Annotated in this window: 16 protein-coding genes; 8 read left to right on the top strand and 8 right to left on the bottom strand. The window is 71.8% G+C overall.

The genetic code is table 11. From position 1 onward, the window contains the following. Positions 1-51: 51 nt before the first annotated feature. The 8 genes from DCS98_RS03230 to DCS98_RS03190 all read right to left on the bottom strand — a co-directional run bounded on the left by DCS98_RS03230 (position 52) and on the right by DCS98_RS03190 (position 6,705). The gene (locus DCS98_RS03230) at positions 52-1,050 is read right to left on the bottom strand and encodes a hypothetical protein (RefSeq protein ID WP_116449852.1); all 999 of its coding nucleotides are present in this window, start codon (positions 1,048-1,050) and stop codon (positions 52-54) included. Positions 1,051-1,210: 160 nt separating this feature from the next. Continuing rightward, on the bottom strand, positions 1,211-2,302 hold the full coding sequence (locus DCS98_RS03225) for a sigma-70 family RNA polymerase sigma factor (protein WP_116449851.1): 1,092 nt from the start codon (positions 2,300-2,302) through the stop codon (positions 1,211-1,213). Between the two features lie 67 nt (positions 2,303-2,369). Next, positions 2,370-2,849, bottom strand: a complete 480-nt coding sequence (locus tag DCS98_RS03220) for a hypothetical protein (RefSeq protein WP_116449850.1) — start codon at positions 2,847-2,849, stop codon at positions 2,370-2,372. Between the two features lie 212 nt (positions 2,850-3,061). Then, positions 3,062-3,355 (bottom strand): carbon storage regulator CsrA, encoded by a 294-nt coding sequence (gene csrA, locus DCS98_RS23840; protein ID WP_277394594.1) that lies wholly within the window; start codon positions 3,353-3,355, stop codon positions 3,062-3,064. 101 nt (positions 3,356-3,456) lie between these two features. Further along, positions 3,457-3,936, bottom strand: a complete 480-nt coding sequence (gene fliW, locus DCS98_RS03205) for a flagellar assembly protein FliW (protein ID WP_116449849.1) — start codon at positions 3,934-3,936, stop codon at positions 3,457-3,459. After that, positions 3,936-4,817: a flagellar hook-associated protein FlgL gene (gene flgL, locus DCS98_RS03200; RefSeq protein ID WP_116449848.1), complete on the bottom strand. Its 882-nt coding sequence runs from the start codon at positions 4,815-4,817 to the stop codon at positions 3,936-3,938. The genes fliW and flgL overlap by 1 nt, the downstream gene beginning before the upstream one ends. 5 nt (positions 4,818-4,822) lie before the next feature. After that, positions 4,823-6,220 carry a flagellar hook-associated protein FlgK gene (gene flgK / locus DCS98_RS03195; protein ID WP_116449847.1) on the bottom strand — a complete coding sequence of 466 codons (1,398 nt, stop codon included), beginning with the start codon at positions 6,218-6,220 and terminating at the stop codon, positions 4,823-4,825. Then, a complete protein-coding gene (locus DCS98_RS03190; RefSeq protein WP_116449846.1) occupies positions 6,217-6,705 on the bottom strand; it encodes a flagellar protein FlgN in 489 nt (162 codons plus the stop codon). The genes flgK and DCS98_RS03190 overlap by 4 nt, the downstream gene beginning before the upstream one ends. Before the next feature lie 282 nt (positions 6,706-6,987). Between DCS98_RS03190 and DCS98_RS03185 the strand changes: the two genes are divergently transcribed. From DCS98_RS03185 to flgC, 8 genes are all read left to right on the top strand, one after another. Beyond that, complete coding sequence (locus DCS98_RS03185; protein ID WP_241037097.1) at positions 6,988-7,923, top strand: sigma-70 family RNA polymerase sigma factor; 936 nt, start codon at positions 6,988-6,990, stop codon at positions 7,921-7,923. 139 nt (positions 7,924-8,062) lie between these two features. Then, complete coding sequence (locus tag DCS98_RS23835) at positions 8,063-9,361, top strand: flagellin N-terminal helical domain-containing protein (protein WP_116449844.1); 1,299 nt, start codon at positions 8,063-8,065, stop codon at positions 9,359-9,361. Positions 9,362-9,495: 134 nt separating this feature from the next. Then, the gene (gene fliD / locus DCS98_RS03175; RefSeq protein ID WP_116449843.1) at positions 9,496-10,875 is read left to right on the top strand and encodes a flagellar filament capping protein FliD; all 1,380 of its coding nucleotides are present in this window, start codon (positions 9,496-9,498) and stop codon (positions 10,873-10,875) included. Between the two features lie 46 nt (positions 10,876-10,921). Next, complete coding sequence (gene fliS, locus DCS98_RS03170; RefSeq protein WP_116449842.1) at positions 10,922-11,308, top strand: flagellar export chaperone FliS; 387 nt, start codon at positions 10,922-10,924, stop codon at positions 11,306-11,308. Next, positions 11,305-11,739 carry a hypothetical protein gene (locus tag DCS98_RS03165; RefSeq protein ID WP_164704342.1) on the top strand — a complete coding sequence of 145 codons (435 nt, stop codon included), beginning with the start codon at positions 11,305-11,307 and terminating at the stop codon, positions 11,737-11,739. The genes fliS and DCS98_RS03165 overlap by 4 nt, the downstream gene beginning before the upstream one ends. 114 nt (positions 11,740-11,853) lie before the next feature. Then, positions 11,854-12,936 carry a glycosyltransferase family protein gene (locus DCS98_RS03160; protein ID WP_116449841.1) on the top strand — a complete coding sequence of 361 codons (1,083 nt, stop codon included), beginning with the start codon at positions 11,854-11,856 and terminating at the stop codon, positions 12,934-12,936. A gap of 347 nt (positions 12,937-13,283) precedes the next feature. Next, positions 13,284-13,640, top strand: coding sequence for a flagellar basal body rod protein FlgB (flgB, locus tag DCS98_RS03155; protein ID WP_116450157.1), 357 nt, complete (start codon positions 13,284-13,286; stop codon positions 13,638-13,640). A 1-nt stretch (position 13,641) separates the two neighbouring features. Then, positions 13,642-14,046 carry a flagellar basal body rod protein FlgC gene (gene flgC / locus DCS98_RS03150; RefSeq protein WP_116449840.1) on the top strand — a complete coding sequence of 135 codons (405 nt, stop codon included), beginning with the start codon at positions 13,642-13,644 and terminating at the stop codon, positions 14,044-14,046.

The raw sequence follows: 14,046 nt of genomic DNA, 5'->3' as shown, positions 1-14,046 counted from the left end.
TCGGTGGTGAGCCAGGACCCAGCATGGTGATCCAGGACGTGACCGCAAGGGTCAGGCGGCGTCGGAGGTCCTCGTGCGTTCGTCCGTCGGGACGGCGCGGAAGCGTCGGGAACCCACCCACGGAGTAGCCAGAAGCGACCGGATCCGGGCGACCTTCCGGGGCCAGGTCGCACCGAAGTCCTCGTTCACCACGCGGACGACGCGGATCCCGGTGTCACGCATGCGGTCCTCCCGCCGCTTCTCGTTCCAGAGCACCTCTCCCGGCAAGGCCCCGTACCGAGGATCGGTGTACTTGACCTGGCCGTCGAACTCGATCGCGACCGCCGCGTCCTGATACCAGCCGTCCGCCCGACCGATGAATCCCTCGTCGTCGTAGATCTCCACCTGTAGCTGCGGGCGCGGGAGACCGGCGAAGATCATGGCCAGCCGGCCTCGGGACTCGAGACCAGACTCCGCACGCCCGTCGCTGAGATTCAACGCTCTGGCCGCACCGGCGATGCCGACTCGATGCCTGCCCGCCAGCACTGCGCGCTGCAGCTCCGCCCGGTCCACCTTCCGCTCCTGGATGGCGGCGTCGAACGCGATGACGCTGTCGACCAGCGACCACTCGCGGGCACAGTCCACGAGCGTCCGCGCGACCGTCGTCGTCCGGTAGCCGAGCCACGGGACGACGTCGTCCGCCGGCAAGGCGGCCCGTGCGACGCGGTAGCCGCGCCCACGCCGCCACTGGTCGGTCGTGGTGACGCGCACCTCCGGCGCCTCGGCCCTCGGGACGACCAGTTCGTGCAGCCGGGCCGCCGACGCGTGGCTCAGGACCGGTCCGGCGTCCAGGCTCGTGAGGACGGCGATGCAGTCGAGGAGGTGGCGCTGGCGCTCGTCGGCCCCGGCGACGTCCTTGGCGGTGGCGTAGACGCCCTTGCGCAGTCGTAGCCACCGGCGTGATCTCAGCTCGGCGCGGATGTCTTCCACGCGGTAGCCGACGTCGACTGCTTCCTTGCTGGTGAAGACCCCGAGGCGGGTGTCCGCTGCGGCGCGGAGCTCCGGATGCACGACCGGAGTCTCATCACCCCCACGCCGGCGCGGGGGCAACGGCTGAGAACTGTGGACAAGCCGACGTCCTGGCTCGCCGTTCGGGGTCCTGGCTCACGACCGGCAGTGAGCCAGGACCCGTGTTGATCAGCCAACCTGATCAACACGGCCCCCGAGGGGGTCAGTCGGCGAGTTCAGCCAGGCGGGACTTCATGGCCTGCTCGACACGGTCGGCGTACACGTTCATGTTCCGCACCGAGGTGTTGAGCTCCTGCGAGAGCTGCGTCTTGGTCTGCCCGCCCCACGTGGTGAGGTACCAGGTGGCCCAGCCGAGCACGTTGGGCTGACCGGCCCGCTGGTCGCGGCGGGCGCTCGGGTCGGGAGCGCACGCGGCGGTCAGCGCGTGGGAGAGGAGCGTCTGCTCCGCCTCGCCCATGATCTCGTCCGGCGCCTCCGAGGAGTCCGGCAGCAGGATCTCCGTCGCGTCCGGGCCACCGTCGAGCGACTGCAGGTTGCGCAGCCCGTTCAGCGTCGCCACCGTCTGCGAATTGCGGCGCAGCGTGGCCACGCTCTGCCCCATGTAGGCGGCGAGCTCCTTCTCGCTGGGACGCCGCTGGTGCTCCGCGATGAACGCCGCGATCGCCTTCTGCTGCTTGTGCTCGGTGTCCGCCGCGGTTCGGCCGTGCGCGTTGCGGCCGAGGTCGTGCACCCACTTCGACAGCTGGGTGGCGAGGAAGGCGCCGAAGGGCACGCCCTTGGTCTCGTCGTACTGCGCGACGGCCTTGAGCACCCACTCGTACACCTGCTGGCCCAGGTCGTCCGGGTCCGGCAGGTGCAGGCGGATGGTGCTCATGTTCCGCTGCAGGCGCTTGAGGCTGACCGGGCCGTAGTGCCGGCACAGGTCGGCGAGGAAGTCGGCAGGGAGGTCGCGCGGTGCCCGCCGCCGCACGTCGGTCTCCGCGCGCAGGCCGATCGTCGACGAGCCGTGCCGGGAGGCCCAGGCGCGGATCCAGTCCGCGAGGACGGCGGCCGACCCGCACGCGCCGTCGACCCGGTACAGCCCGTCGCCCTGGTCGTAGGTGACCGTGACGCCGTCGGGAAGGTCGGCGCGGAACGCCTCGAGCGGCAGCTCCCGGTCCACGCGGAAGTGGACGCGGTCGCGGGGCGTGATGGGCGCCAGCGCCCACCCCTCCGCCTCGGGGATGCCGCCGAAGACGAGCGGCTGACGGGTGCGGGCAGCGGTGGACGCCGAAGACGTCGGGAAAGCGGACACGGGAACTCCTGGCACTACGGGGAAGGACGGGACCCGGGGAAGGGGACCCGGAAGTGAGGAGAGGCCGTCAGGCCGGGATGCGTTCCCCAGCCGCCGGCATGCGGGGCGAGGGAACCGGGGACGCCGGGGTCGTCGGCAGGCCCTCGAGGACGTCGGCGGGCGAGAAGCCGGCCGCCGCCTTCTCCAGCAGGGTGGCCGCGGCGGCGCGCTCGGCGCCGCTGGGCTCGGCGGCGTAGACGGGCATGTGGTCGTAGAGCGAGGCGAAGATCGCGCTCACGAAGGCGTAGGCGGCCTGGGCCTGGGGCGAGAACTTCGCCACCGCGGTCCGGGGGCCGAGGTCGACGCCGACGGTGACGCGGACGACGCGGTCGTCCTTGCTCAGCCCGGTGACGGCGAAGGCGACCTCGTCATGCTCGGCGGCCAGGGCGGCGAGCGCTGCCAGGCACTTGCGCGTCGCGCCACGGCGCGGCCGCAACTGGACGTGGACGACCACCGACTCCGGCTCGCCCTGCTCCGTGCCTTGTGCGTTGACTGCACTGCGTTGCATTTCGATCGCCCCCTGTCACTTGCTTGGGGAGAAATCTGCCTCATGCACTCGACCAGGGAGGGCACAACACTCGCCGTGTCCTACGCAGTTCTCTGCCGTTGATTCGGCAGATGTTGCCCGTGTCGCTCCGGCTTGGGCCCGGCGGTCCGACACGTCGGCAGGCTTTGCCGAAACGGACCCGTCGGGCGCCGTCCAGATCTGTCGGACGCGGGTCAGGAGCGGCTCTCGTCCGCCTCGTCGGCGGCGGGCTCGCCGGCACCGGCGGAGGAGGCCACCGCGGCCGACGGGGCGAAGGCGGCCAGCGCGCCCAGGCTGTCGGCGGTCACCTGAGCGGCGAGCAGGTTCGCCTCGGCGATCTGCCGGTAGACCTCCTCGCGGTGGATAGCGACCTCGCGGGGAGCCTTGAAGCCGAGCCGGACGGTGCCGCCCCGGACCTCGACGACGTGGACCTCGATGTCGTCACCGATGCGGATCGTCTCGCCGACGCTGCGGGTGAGTGTGAGCACGGGTACCCCTCCATGGGTGTGTGGTGGCCGTCCTTGGCAGGTGGTGCTGGCGCCCGACCGGCGGGCGCGTCCGGCTGCGCGCGCGCAGCCGTCGGGAAAGGTTATCGGCGCAGCGGCCGCCTGATGGGATGTGCGGGGTCCACGAGGACCACCTGGCGCGCCTGGTGGCTGGCCGGGTTGACCACCACGGGGGCGCGGAGGTTGGCCGTGGCCGCCGCGACGTCGCCGTCGGGCACCGTCACGATGCAGAAGAGCCGGGCTTCAGCCACGTCGCCCAGCCCGAGCTCGTCGCACACGGCGTCGGGCAGGCGCGGGACGTAGTCGGGGAAGTAGGCCGACGCCGGCACTGCGAGGAACCGCGGGCCGTCGGTGGCCACGGACTGCAGCCAGAACAGCCGTCCGCCGTCCTCGGCGGGGACCAGGACGTAGTCCCGGTACCCGGGGAAGCCGGGCAGCGGCTCGGACAGGCACAGCGCCTGGACCTGGATCGGGCTCGCTGCCGGCGACCGCACGGGGGCGGGTGCGGGCGCCGGCAGCGTCCCGGGCAGGAGGGTCTCGGGTGCGAGCGTGAGGGCGTTCATCAGCGCAGGTAGTCCAGGAGCGTCGGCGAGATGGCCTTCGCCGTGGCGGCCAGCGCCGCCTCGTAGCCGACCTTCTGCATCTCGAGCTGCATGATCGTGTTCGGCAGGTCGACGTTCTCCGTCTCGCCGAGCTGGGCCTTGAGGCTCAGCGACCTGTCGAAGTTCATGAGCTCGGCGCGGTCGACGCGGGCGGACCGGGTGCCGATGTCGGCGACGGACGTCGCCATGCGCTGGATCGCGACGTCGAGGTCGGCGAGATCGGTCTCGAGGGCGGCGGGGTCGGTCGTCAGGTTCGTGGCGATCCGCTCGACGATGTCGAAGAGGTTCGCCCCGTCCGGACCGAAGGCCTCGGGACCTGTGAGGTCGACCCGGACCTGCTCGCTCTCGGAGACCCGCAGCTTGGTCTGCGGGCCGGCCAGGCCGGCCCACGTGCCGTCGTCGTTGTACGCCTTCGCGTCCGGGGTCAGCCCACCGAAGAGCGGGCGGCCCTGCACCAGCGTGTTGGCCAGGGAGAGCAGCCCCTCCCGGAGGGAGGTCACCTCGGTGGCGAGCGCCTGCTGGCTGGATTCGGAGACGGCGCCGGTGTTGAGGCCCTGGACCGTGAGGTCCCGGACCTTGCGCGTGGTGTCGAGCATCTCGCGGATGGTCGAGTCGCCCTGGTCCAGCCAGCTCTTGGCGTCGCTGATGTTGCGGGTGTGCTGGGCGACGGCGGCCTGCTCGCCGCGCAGCTGCATCGCCTTGTTGGTGCCGGTCGGCGAGTCCGACGGAGCGTTGATGATCCGGCCGGAGGTGAGCTGCTGCTGCAGCTTGCCGACGGCGTCGAGGTTCCGGTTGAGGCCCTGCAGGCTGGTGAGCGCGACGGCGCGCTGGGTGATCCGCACTCAGATCACCGCCCCACGAGCCCGGTGCGGTTGATCAGCACGTCCAGCGTCTCGTCGATCGCGGTCACCATCCGGCTGGCCGCGGAGTACGCGTGCTGGAAGGACAGCATGTTGGTCATCTCCTCGTCGATGTTGACGCCGGCCACGGACTCGCGCGCCGCGTCGACCTGGGTCGTGATGACCGCCTGGATGTCCTGGTTGCGGATCGCGACGGCCGCCTGGACACCGAGGCCGACGATCATCTTGCGGTAGGTCGCGTCGGTCCCAGCCGCGTCGTGGCGCATCTGGGCGATCTTGTCGGCGATGCCGTTGTCCAGCGCGGGGACGCCGCCGGTCGGGGCGACCGACGAGGCGGCGATCTTCTTCGGGTCGGTGATGACGACGGCGAGCGTCGCCGCCGTCGTCCCGCTCAGGATCGCGCCGCCCGGGTCGCCGTTCCGGTCGAACCCGGTGGCGTGCACGGCGTTCAGGCTCGTCACCAGGCCGGCGGCGATGTCGTCGAGCTGCTTGCGGTACTCGGGGATCAGCGTCGTGAGCGCGCTGAGCTGGCCGCCGGCCGTGCCGCTCGCCTGGACCGGGTAGTTCCCCGCCTTGGTGACGATGCGCGGCAGGTCCGTCGCGGTGACGAGCGCCGGGTCGGTCGGGCCGGCCACGACCAGCTCGTTCGCCGAGCTCCCGCTGACCAGCGCCATGCCGCCGACGACGACGTCCACCGAGCCGTACTCGCCGGGCCGGATGGTGGCGCCGACCTGGTCGGCGAGCTTCATGACCAGGACGTCGCGCCGGTCGCTCAGGTCGTTCGCCGGCAGGTCGGCCTGCCGGGCCACCTTGATGGCCTTGTTGAGCTCGGCGATCGTGGCCGCGGCGGCGTTGACGTCCTTCACCAGGACGTCGAGGTTCTCGCGGGTCTGCCCCCATTGCGCGTCGAGGGAGGCGGAGCTGAACTGGAGGCCCCCGACCAGCGTCTGCAGCCGCTCGAGGACCTGGGTCCGCGGCGCGTCGGTCTTGGTGTCCTTGGCGACGTCGGCCCAGCCGTCCCACATGTCGGCGAGCAGGCTCTGGATGCCGGTGTCGCCGGGCTCCCGGAACGCCGTCTCCACCTGCTCGAGGGTGTCGGCCTCCACCACCAGTCGGGCGCTGTTGGCGTGCTCGGTGTGCCCGCGGCCCTCGAGGAAGGCGTCGCGGATGCGGATGACGTCGTCGGCGTTGACACCGGCGCCGATGCCCGGGCTGGTGGAGAAGAAGGCGGGGACGACGCTGCCGCCGATCGCCTGCAGGTCCACCCGCTGGCGGGAGTAGCCCTCGGTGTTGACGTTGGCGATGTTCTGGCCGGTGACGTCCAGCGCCCGGCGCTGCGCCCAGAGCGCGGTGGTCGCCGCGTTGAGGCTGGAGAAGGTGCTCACAGGATCCCGTCCAGGGTGACGGCGCGGTGCGGGCCGGCGTCGGTGCTGCGGCCGGTGGCGCCGTAGGTACCGGCGCTCGGGCTCTTGACCTGGAGCAGGGCGTCGCTGATGGCGGACAGGCCGCCCTCGATCAGCTCCCGGTTGGTGTCGGAGAGGCTGCGCAGGTCGCTCACCAGGACCAGCAGCGCCTCGTGGTGCTTGGCGAACAGGTCGTTCCACGGCGCCGGTGCGGCGTCGGCGACCTGGCGCAGCGAGGGGTCGGCGCCGATGCCCAGCGCGGCCGCGATGGCCTCGGTCGCGGCGGCGCGCTCGACCTCGAGGGTGCGGAGCTGGTCGAGGACCACCTCGATCTCGTGGGCGATGCGGGCCAGCCAGCGGGTCTTGCCCGTGAGGATCAGGTACTGCTTCTCCTCGGCCTTGAACAGCAGCAGGTCCAGGAGCTCCTGCTCCCGCCACAGCAACGTCGACAGGTGCTGGTAGTCCACGTGTCCACCGCCCTTCCGTCGTCTCGCTCGGTCCGTCCGGCGGTCCTGCCGCGGCGCCGGTGACCGGCGCGGGCTGGATCGCTCGTCGGACCTGCCATCGGCACCCCGGATCTGGGCCTCAAGCCGAAGCCGCAAGTCGCCGCTCAAGTTCCCCGAGCTTTTTGCCGAGGGGCGGTGCCGTGTGCGCCGCGGCCAGCCGAGAAGGAGGACGTGAGTGCAGCCCGTGCCATGGCGACCAGACGCCCCCCGCAGCAGCGGACCGCGCATGAGAGCCCGCGCCCCGTGCACGACCGGTCTCCGCACGACCGGTCGCGCCCGGCCGCCGCGCCGCATCCCCAGCGGCTGCGGTCGCAGGCGGAGGTCGACGCGCTGGTGACCGAGCACCTCCCGCTGGCGTCCTTCGCGGTCAACGCGGTGGCCGCCCGCATCTCCCTGCCCGGCCACGTCAGCCGCGAGGACCTGGTCTCCTGCGCGCACGTCGCGCTGGTGGAGGTCGCCCGCCGGTTCGACCCGTCGGCCGGCGCCTCGTTCGCCACGTACGCCCTCGCCCGGCTGCAGGGTGCGGTGCTCGACGAGCTGCGCTCCGGCGACTGGGCCAGCCGCTCGGTGCGCGCCGCGGCCCGCCGCAGCGACGCCGCGGCCGACGCGCTCACCATCTCGCTCGGCCGCCCGCCGACGCGCGAGGAGCTGGCCGAGAGCCTGGGCGTCGCACGCAGCGAGCTCGACAACCTGCAGGTCGACGTCCACCGCGCGGTGATGGTGAGCATCGACGCCGAGACCGGCGCCGACGGGACCTCGCTGGACCTGCCCGACACCGGGGAGTCCCCCGAGCGCGCCGTCATGCGGACCGAGCGCGCCCGCTACCTGCACGAGGCGATCCGGGCGCTCCCCGACCGCCTCGACGAGGTCATCGAGCGCAATTTCTTCGGTGACGAATCACTCACCGACATCGCCACCGACCTCGGGGTGACCCTGAGCCGCGTCTCGCAGATGCGCGCACGGGCCCTGACGCTGTTGCACGCCGCGATGAGCGAGATCTGGGACGGCAAGGCGGTGCCCGCCGATGGCGGCGTCCGCGCCCGCAACCAGCAGCGTTCCTACGTCGAGCGGGTCGCCGCCAGGTCGCCGATGCCGGCGGCCACCGCGTCGGCCCAGGTCCCCCGCCCCCGCACCAGCTGGCCGCTCTCCGGCCGCGGGACGGCGGCGCAACCCGCCTGAGTGAATCCGGGCGAAAAAGACGCCCGGTTCGCCTCAAGTCACAGCCGCCCCACGCCGTAACCATCAGTGCGACACCAGCACGGCCCGCAGCACGGATGCAGCGGGAATCCCAGTAAGACCCCTTCCAAGGAGGAAAACCATGGGTCTGCGCGTCAACACCAACATCGCGGCGCTCAACGCTTACCGCAACCTGTCCGTCACCGACGGCCAGATGAGCAAGTCGCTGGAGAAGCTCTCCTCCGGCTTCCGCATCAACCGCGCGGCCGACGACGCCGCCGGTCTGGCCATCTCCGAGGGCCTGCGCTCTCAGATCGGTGGCCTCAAGGTCGCCGTCCGCAACACCCAGGACGGCATCTCGGTCGTGCAGACCGCTGAAGGTGCGCTCACCGAGACGCACAGCATCCTCCAGCGCATGCGCGACCTGTCGGTCCAGGCCTCGAACTCCGGTGGCCTGAACGACGACGCCAAGGGCAACATCCAGTCCGAGGTCACCCAGCTCAAGTCCGAGCTGGACCGCATCGCCAACACCACGACCTTCAACGGCAAGAAGCTGCTCGACGGCAGCTTCACCGCCGCCTTCCAGGTCGGGGCCAACGCGGGCGAGACCATCGGCGTCAGCATCGCCACGGCCATGGGCGCTGCCGGTCTCGGCATCGCCGGTGTGGACGTCACCGGCACCGGCGCGTACGCGACGGCTTCGGGTGGTTCGGTGTCCGGGACGGTGGTCGCCACGGCCGCCGCGTCGGGTACCAACGGCAGCCTGGCCATCAACGCCTCGGCGTCCGGCGTCTTCGCCGGTGGCACCCCCGCGCAGTCGGCGACGGCCTTCGGAAGCCTCGAGGGCACCATCTCCTTCGGTGGCAAGAGCTTCGATCTGGCCAGCGTCAGCTACGCGAACGTCGACAACGACAACAACGCCGCCACGGTGGGCACCGACGTCCAGCACCTCGCGGCGCTGAACAAGGCCGCCAAGGCAGCGTTCGGTCTGGCCGACACGGCGACGGGTCCGTTCACCGCCGCTGCTGGGGTGCTGACCTTCACCGCGCCGATCAACACCGCCGGCTACACCGACGGCGCCGGTGCGATCAACACGGGTCCGGACGGCACGGCCACCAACGCCGACCTGGCCCGGGCGACCCCGGTGTTCACCGCCGCCAGCGGTGCCACCTCGGCGATCGGCAAGCTCGACGCCGCCATCAAGACGGTGTCGACGACCCGCGCCGACCTGGGTGCCATCCAGAACCGGTTCGACCACACCATCAACAACCTCAACGTCGCGGTGGAGAACCTCACCGCGTCGGAGAGCCGCATCCGCGACGCCGACATGGCGCAGGAGATGGTCCAGTTCACCCGGAACCAGATCCTGTCGCAGGCCGGCACCTCGATGCTCGCGCAGGCCAACCAGGCCTCGCAGGGTGTCCTGTCGCTGCTCCGCTGACCGCCGGCCGCCTAGCGGCCTGATGTCACGGAACGGCTGAGGACCGCCTCAGCAGTGCCCCGGGTGAGGGGGGAGACCCTCGGGTCTCCCCCCTCACTCGCACCCGGACCGTCCCGACCCGAGGAGACCACCGCATGACGATGAGCCTGAGCACCGGCCTCATCTCCGGGATGGACACCGGCACCCTCATCTCCCAGCTCATCCAGGCCGAGGCCGGACCGCAGACCGCGCTCAAGGCACGCCTGAAGGCGTCCGAGACCGCGGCCTCGGCGTACCGCACCGTCAACACGACCTTCCTCGCCGTGACCGCCGCCGCCGAGGCCGCGATGAAGCCGGCGGCGTGGAACCCCACGAAGGCCACGAGCTCCACCTCCAGCGTCGCGTTCACGGCCACCGCCGGCGCCGCCTCGAACTCCCTCACCTTCACCGTCAAGCAGCTCGCGACGTCGCACGCGGTGATGAACCGGAACACCACGCCGGGCACCTGGACGTCGCCCACCTCGCCGTACGGCGCCGCCGAGATCACGGTGTCCGACGAGAACGGGGTGGCCTCCCCGACGAAGATCACCGTCGGTGGGACCGGCACGCTCGCCGACGCCGCCGCCGCCATCAACGCCAGCTCGCACGGGCTGAGCGCCTCCGTCGTGCAGATCAGCTCCGGTGAGGCCGCCCTCCGCGTCGTCTCCAAGGAGACCGGCCTGACCAGCAAGTTTTCCTTGTCCGGGGCGGGCACCTCCACCACCAACGTCGACGCGGCCGACGCGGTGATCGTCCTGGGCACCCCCGGCACCCCCGGCGCCGTCGAGCTGTCGTCGGCCACCAACACGTTCGACTCGGTCATGCCCGGCGGCACCTTCACGGTGAGCAAGAAGGACGAGATTGCGACCCTCGGCATCGCCCCGGACTCGGACGCGGTGTACGCGACGGTCCAGTCGCTGATCAACGCGGTCAACGCCGCGGCCAAGACCGCGCGCGACTACACCTCCAACGCGCCGGGCAGCACCGCGACGCTCAAGGGCGACTACGCGGTCAGCTCGCTCGGGTCCCGGCTCCTCGACAACGTGACCGCGGCCCTCGGTGTCAACGGCTCCCCCGCGAAGATCGGGATCCAGCTGGCCAAGGACGGCAAGAGCGTCTCCCTCGACAAGACGGTCTTCATGGCCGCCCTCAAGGACGACCCCGAGAAGGTCCGGGCGATGGTCCTCGGCACGCCGGCGACGACCGACGCCGACGGTGACCCGGTGCCGGCCGTCAGCGGTCTCGCCGACCGCCTGCTCGCCGTCGCCAAGGGCGCCTCGGACAGCGCGACAGGCTCGCTGGTCGCGCTGGCCAACGGCCAGGACGGCCTCAAGAAGGGGTACCAGGACCAGATTGACGCCTGGGACCTGCGGCTGGCCAAGCGCAAGGAGACGCTCACCCGCCAGTTCACCGCCATGGAGACCGCCCTGAGCTCCCTGCGCAACCAGTCGACCTGGCTGGCCGGCCAGATCAACTCCCTCCCGTCCGCCAGCTGACCTCGGCTGCTCCGCACCACCTCACACCGCTCCAGGAGAACTCCCGATGAGTGCCGCTTCCCTCCGCGCCCGCTACCTCGGCGACGCGGTCGCCACCGCCTCGCCGCAGCAGGTCCTCGTGATGCTCTACGACCGCTTGGCCCTCGACCTCGAGCGGGCGCAGAAGGCCGCGGCGGCCGGGGAGCGGCAGGTCGCCAGCGAGCAGCTCCAGCACGCGCAGGACATCGTCATCGAGCTGCTGTCGAGCCTGCAGGTCGACGCCTGGGAGGGCGGTCCGCGGCTGGCCGCGCTCTACAACTGGCTGATCAGCGAGCTCATCCAGGCCAACATCAAGCTGGACACCAACCGCATCTCGTCCTGCCGCCAGGTGGTCGAGCCCCTGCGCGACGCGTGGCGGCAGGCCGCCGCCATGCTGGCCGGCAGCCAGTCATGAGCGCGGTGGGACCGGTGACCGGCGGCGCGACCGCCGGGGCCTACGCCGGTCCGCACACGCCGCAGGCCCCGGTCACCGGTCGATCGCCCCGTGAGGACGACGGGAAGCGCCGCCGGCCCGGGAACTGGCACGAGGCGCTGACCGAGCTCGAGGGCGAGGTGCTCGCCGCTGAGGAGACCCTGGCCCGGGGTCGCGCCGAGGAGATCGCCGCCTGGGGCCGGCGCAGCACCGACTGGGTCCCGCCCACCGGGCTCGGCCCCGTACCGGACGACCTCCGCGAACGGGCGATGCACCTGCTCCAGCACCAGCTCGCCGTCGCCGAGGCGCTCGTCGAGCGGATCACGCAGTCCCAGCGGCAGCGCGACGTCGCCGCCCGGATGTCCTACGGGCCGGTCCGCCCGGTGCCAACCTTCATCGACCAGGTCCTCTGAGCCCGCCCGGTCCTGCGAGCCGCTCGCCTCGCCGAGCGGCCCCTGCCTCTCCCGTCGAGCCGTTCCGCTGCCGATGAGGGAGGAGCACCCCGTTCCGAACCGAAGGGTCCACCGATGCGCGTCCTCGTCGTCCGGTCCACCGTGGCCCACGGGTCGATCTACCACCGCGTGGACGAGCCGGCGCGCGCCGTCCAGGAGTCCGGGACCGACGTCGACGTCGTCGTCGTGAACGGGCTGCGGACCACCGTCCGGGACGGCGAGATCACCGACGTGGACGCCCAGGGGGCCGACGTGGTGGTCCTGCAGCTCCCCAAGACCGTCGGGATGGTCCGGTGCCTGCGCCTGCTGCAGGCCCAGGGCGTCGCCGTGGTCGTCGAGGTGGACGATCTGCTCTCCGCGGTGCCGTTCGGCTCCCCCTCCTACCAGCTCATGGTGCTGGAGGGCTGGGCGCAGCACGCGCTGACGTGTGCCCGCGAGGCGGATGCGGTGACGGTGTCCTCGGCCCGGCTGCTCCGGGAGTACGCGGCGCACGGCCGCGGGCACCTCGTCCCCAACGCGATCCCCCGCCGGATCGCCGAGCTCCCGCCGGCCTTCGAGCGCAGCCCGGAGACCGTGTCGATCGGGTGGGCGGGCACCGTCGCCGCCCGTCCCTACGACGTGCAGGAGATGGGGTCCGGGCTCCAGCAGGCCCTCGACCGCACCCGCCCGCGGAGCCGCTTCGTCGTCCTGGGCGAGAAGGCGGACATCCGGCAGCGCATGGGCCTCGCGGCCGAGCCGGACCAGGTGCCGTGGGTGGCCGACGTGGAGACCTATCTCGTGCGGCTCGGTGAGCTGTTCGACGTCGGCGTCGCCCCGGTGCGCGTCGACCGGTTCAACGAGGCGAAGAGCTGGCTCAAGCCTCTCGAGTACGCGGCCCGCGGCATCTTCTGCGTCCGTTCCCGGATCGGCGAGTACGACCGCCTCGGCCTCGGGCTGCCCGCCCGGGCCGCGAAGGACTGGGCCAAGTGGATCTCGGTCGGGGTGCAGGACGCCGACCGGCGCCGGGAGGTGGCGGCCGCGGCACGGGAGATCGTCCTCGCCCGACACCTCACCGAGCACACGGCCGAGCAGTGGCTGGGGGCCTGGCGCGCCGCCCTCGACCACCGCGCCCGCGTCCGGGTCGCCGCCCGCCCGATGGCCGGCGCCGCGCGCCGCTGACCGCACCACCCGCACCACGCCCCGTCACCTTCGAGGTGACGGGGCGTTCGTGCGTTCCGGCACCCCTCATGCGCAAGCGGCACGGAAGGTGCCAACTCAGGCGTCCCGGGCGGACCGGGACACGGCCAGGTCACCGCAGGTCACATCCGTCACCGCTTCCCCGCCCGGCCCGCCGGCCCCTCTCGTGGCGCCCCGACGGTCAGCCGGCCGGGAGGGGATGCCGATGACAGAGCTGCACGGACAGCACCACTTCGCCACGGATCGGCGGACCCCGCACTCGCTCGCGAGTGCCTTCCGCGTACCCGGAGGTCGATCGTGTCCTGCTGCACCCGTCGGCGACCCGTCCCATGAGCTCCCTCATCGGCGACATCACGCCCGCTGCGCTGCACGCCAGCCTCTCCGGCCTCGCCCAGCGCCAGCGCGTCACGGCCGACAACATCGCGAACGTCAACACGCCCGGCTTCCTCGCCGGCCGCGTGGACTTCGAGTCCTCGCTCAAGGGCGCCCTGCGCAACGGTGAGACGCCGACGATCAGCGGCGGCACGACCGCGCGCTCCCTGGAGCCGACCAACACCAACGGCAACAACGTCAACCTCGACCAGGAGACGCTGATCGCCACGGAGACCGGTCTGCGCTACCAGCTGGCCCTCAACGCGCTGGACGGCAAGTACAACTCGATCCGCACCTCGCTCAGGACGAGCTGACATGGCCATCTTCGACACCCTGGGGATCTCCGGGTCCGGGCTGATGGTCCACCGCAAGTGGCTCGACGCCGTCTCGGACAACATCTCGAACGTCAACACCGTCACCCGCACCAACGAGGACGCGTTCCGCGAGCGCTTCGTGGTCGCGCAGGCGGTCGACTACGGCTCGGGCGAGGGCGGTGTGCGCGTCGCCCGCGCCGAGTTCGGCAGCGGCGAGGGGCGGATGGTCTACCAGCCCGACCACCCGCTGGCCGACGAGGAGGGGTACGTCAAGTACCCCGACGTCGACCTCGGTGACCAGATGACCCAGCTGCTCATGGCGCAGCGCGGCTACCAGGCCAACCTCGCCGTCGTGGAGCGGGCCACGAACATGTACCAGGCCGCGCTCCAGCTCGGGAAGGGCTGA

The organism is Blastococcus litoris (genome assembly GCF_003075095.1).
Classification (GTDB): domain Bacteria; phylum Actinomycetota; class Actinomycetes; order Mycobacteriales; family Geodermatophilaceae; genus Blastococcus_B; species Blastococcus_B litoris.
The sequence above is the reverse complement of the archived record's forward strand: the minus strand, read 5'-3'. Positions and strand labels throughout refer to the sequence as shown.

What these genes read in the sequence shown, in the direction of transcription:
- fliD (WP_116449843.1), top strand. Translation starts at nt 9,496, where the DNA reads ATGACGATGAGCCTGAGCACCGGCCTCATCTCCGGGATGGACACCGGC.
- flgC (WP_116449840.1), top strand. Translation starts at nt 13,642, where the DNA reads ATGGCCATCTTCGACACCCTGGGGATCTCCGGGTCCGGGCTGATGGTC.
- DCS98_RS03165 (WP_164704342.1), top strand. Translation starts at nt 11,305, where the DNA reads ATGAGCGCGGTGGGACCGGTGACCGGCGGCGCGACCGCCGGGGCCTAC.
- fliS (WP_116449842.1), top strand. Translation starts at nt 10,922, where the DNA reads ATGAGTGCCGCTTCCCTCCGCGCCCGCTACCTCGGCGACGCGGTCGCC.
- DCS98_RS03220 (WP_116449850.1), bottom strand. Translation starts at nt 2,849, where the DNA reads ATGCAACGCAGTGCAGTCAACGCACAAGGCACGGAGCAGGGCGAGCCG.
- fliW (WP_116449849.1), bottom strand. Translation starts at nt 3,936, where the DNA reads ATGAACGCCCTCACGCTCGCACCCGAGACCCTCCTGCCCGGGACGCTG.
- DCS98_RS03160 (WP_116449841.1), top strand. Translation starts at nt 11,854, where the DNA reads ATGCGCGTCCTCGTCGTCCGGTCCACCGTGGCCCACGGGTCGATCTAC.
- DCS98_RS23835 (WP_116449844.1), top strand. Translation starts at nt 8,063, where the DNA reads ATGGGTCTGCGCGTCAACACCAACATCGCGGCGCTCAACGCTTACCGC.
- flgB (WP_116450157.1), top strand. Translation starts at nt 13,284, where the DNA reads ATGAGCTCCCTCATCGGCGACATCACGCCCGCTGCGCTGCACGCCAGC.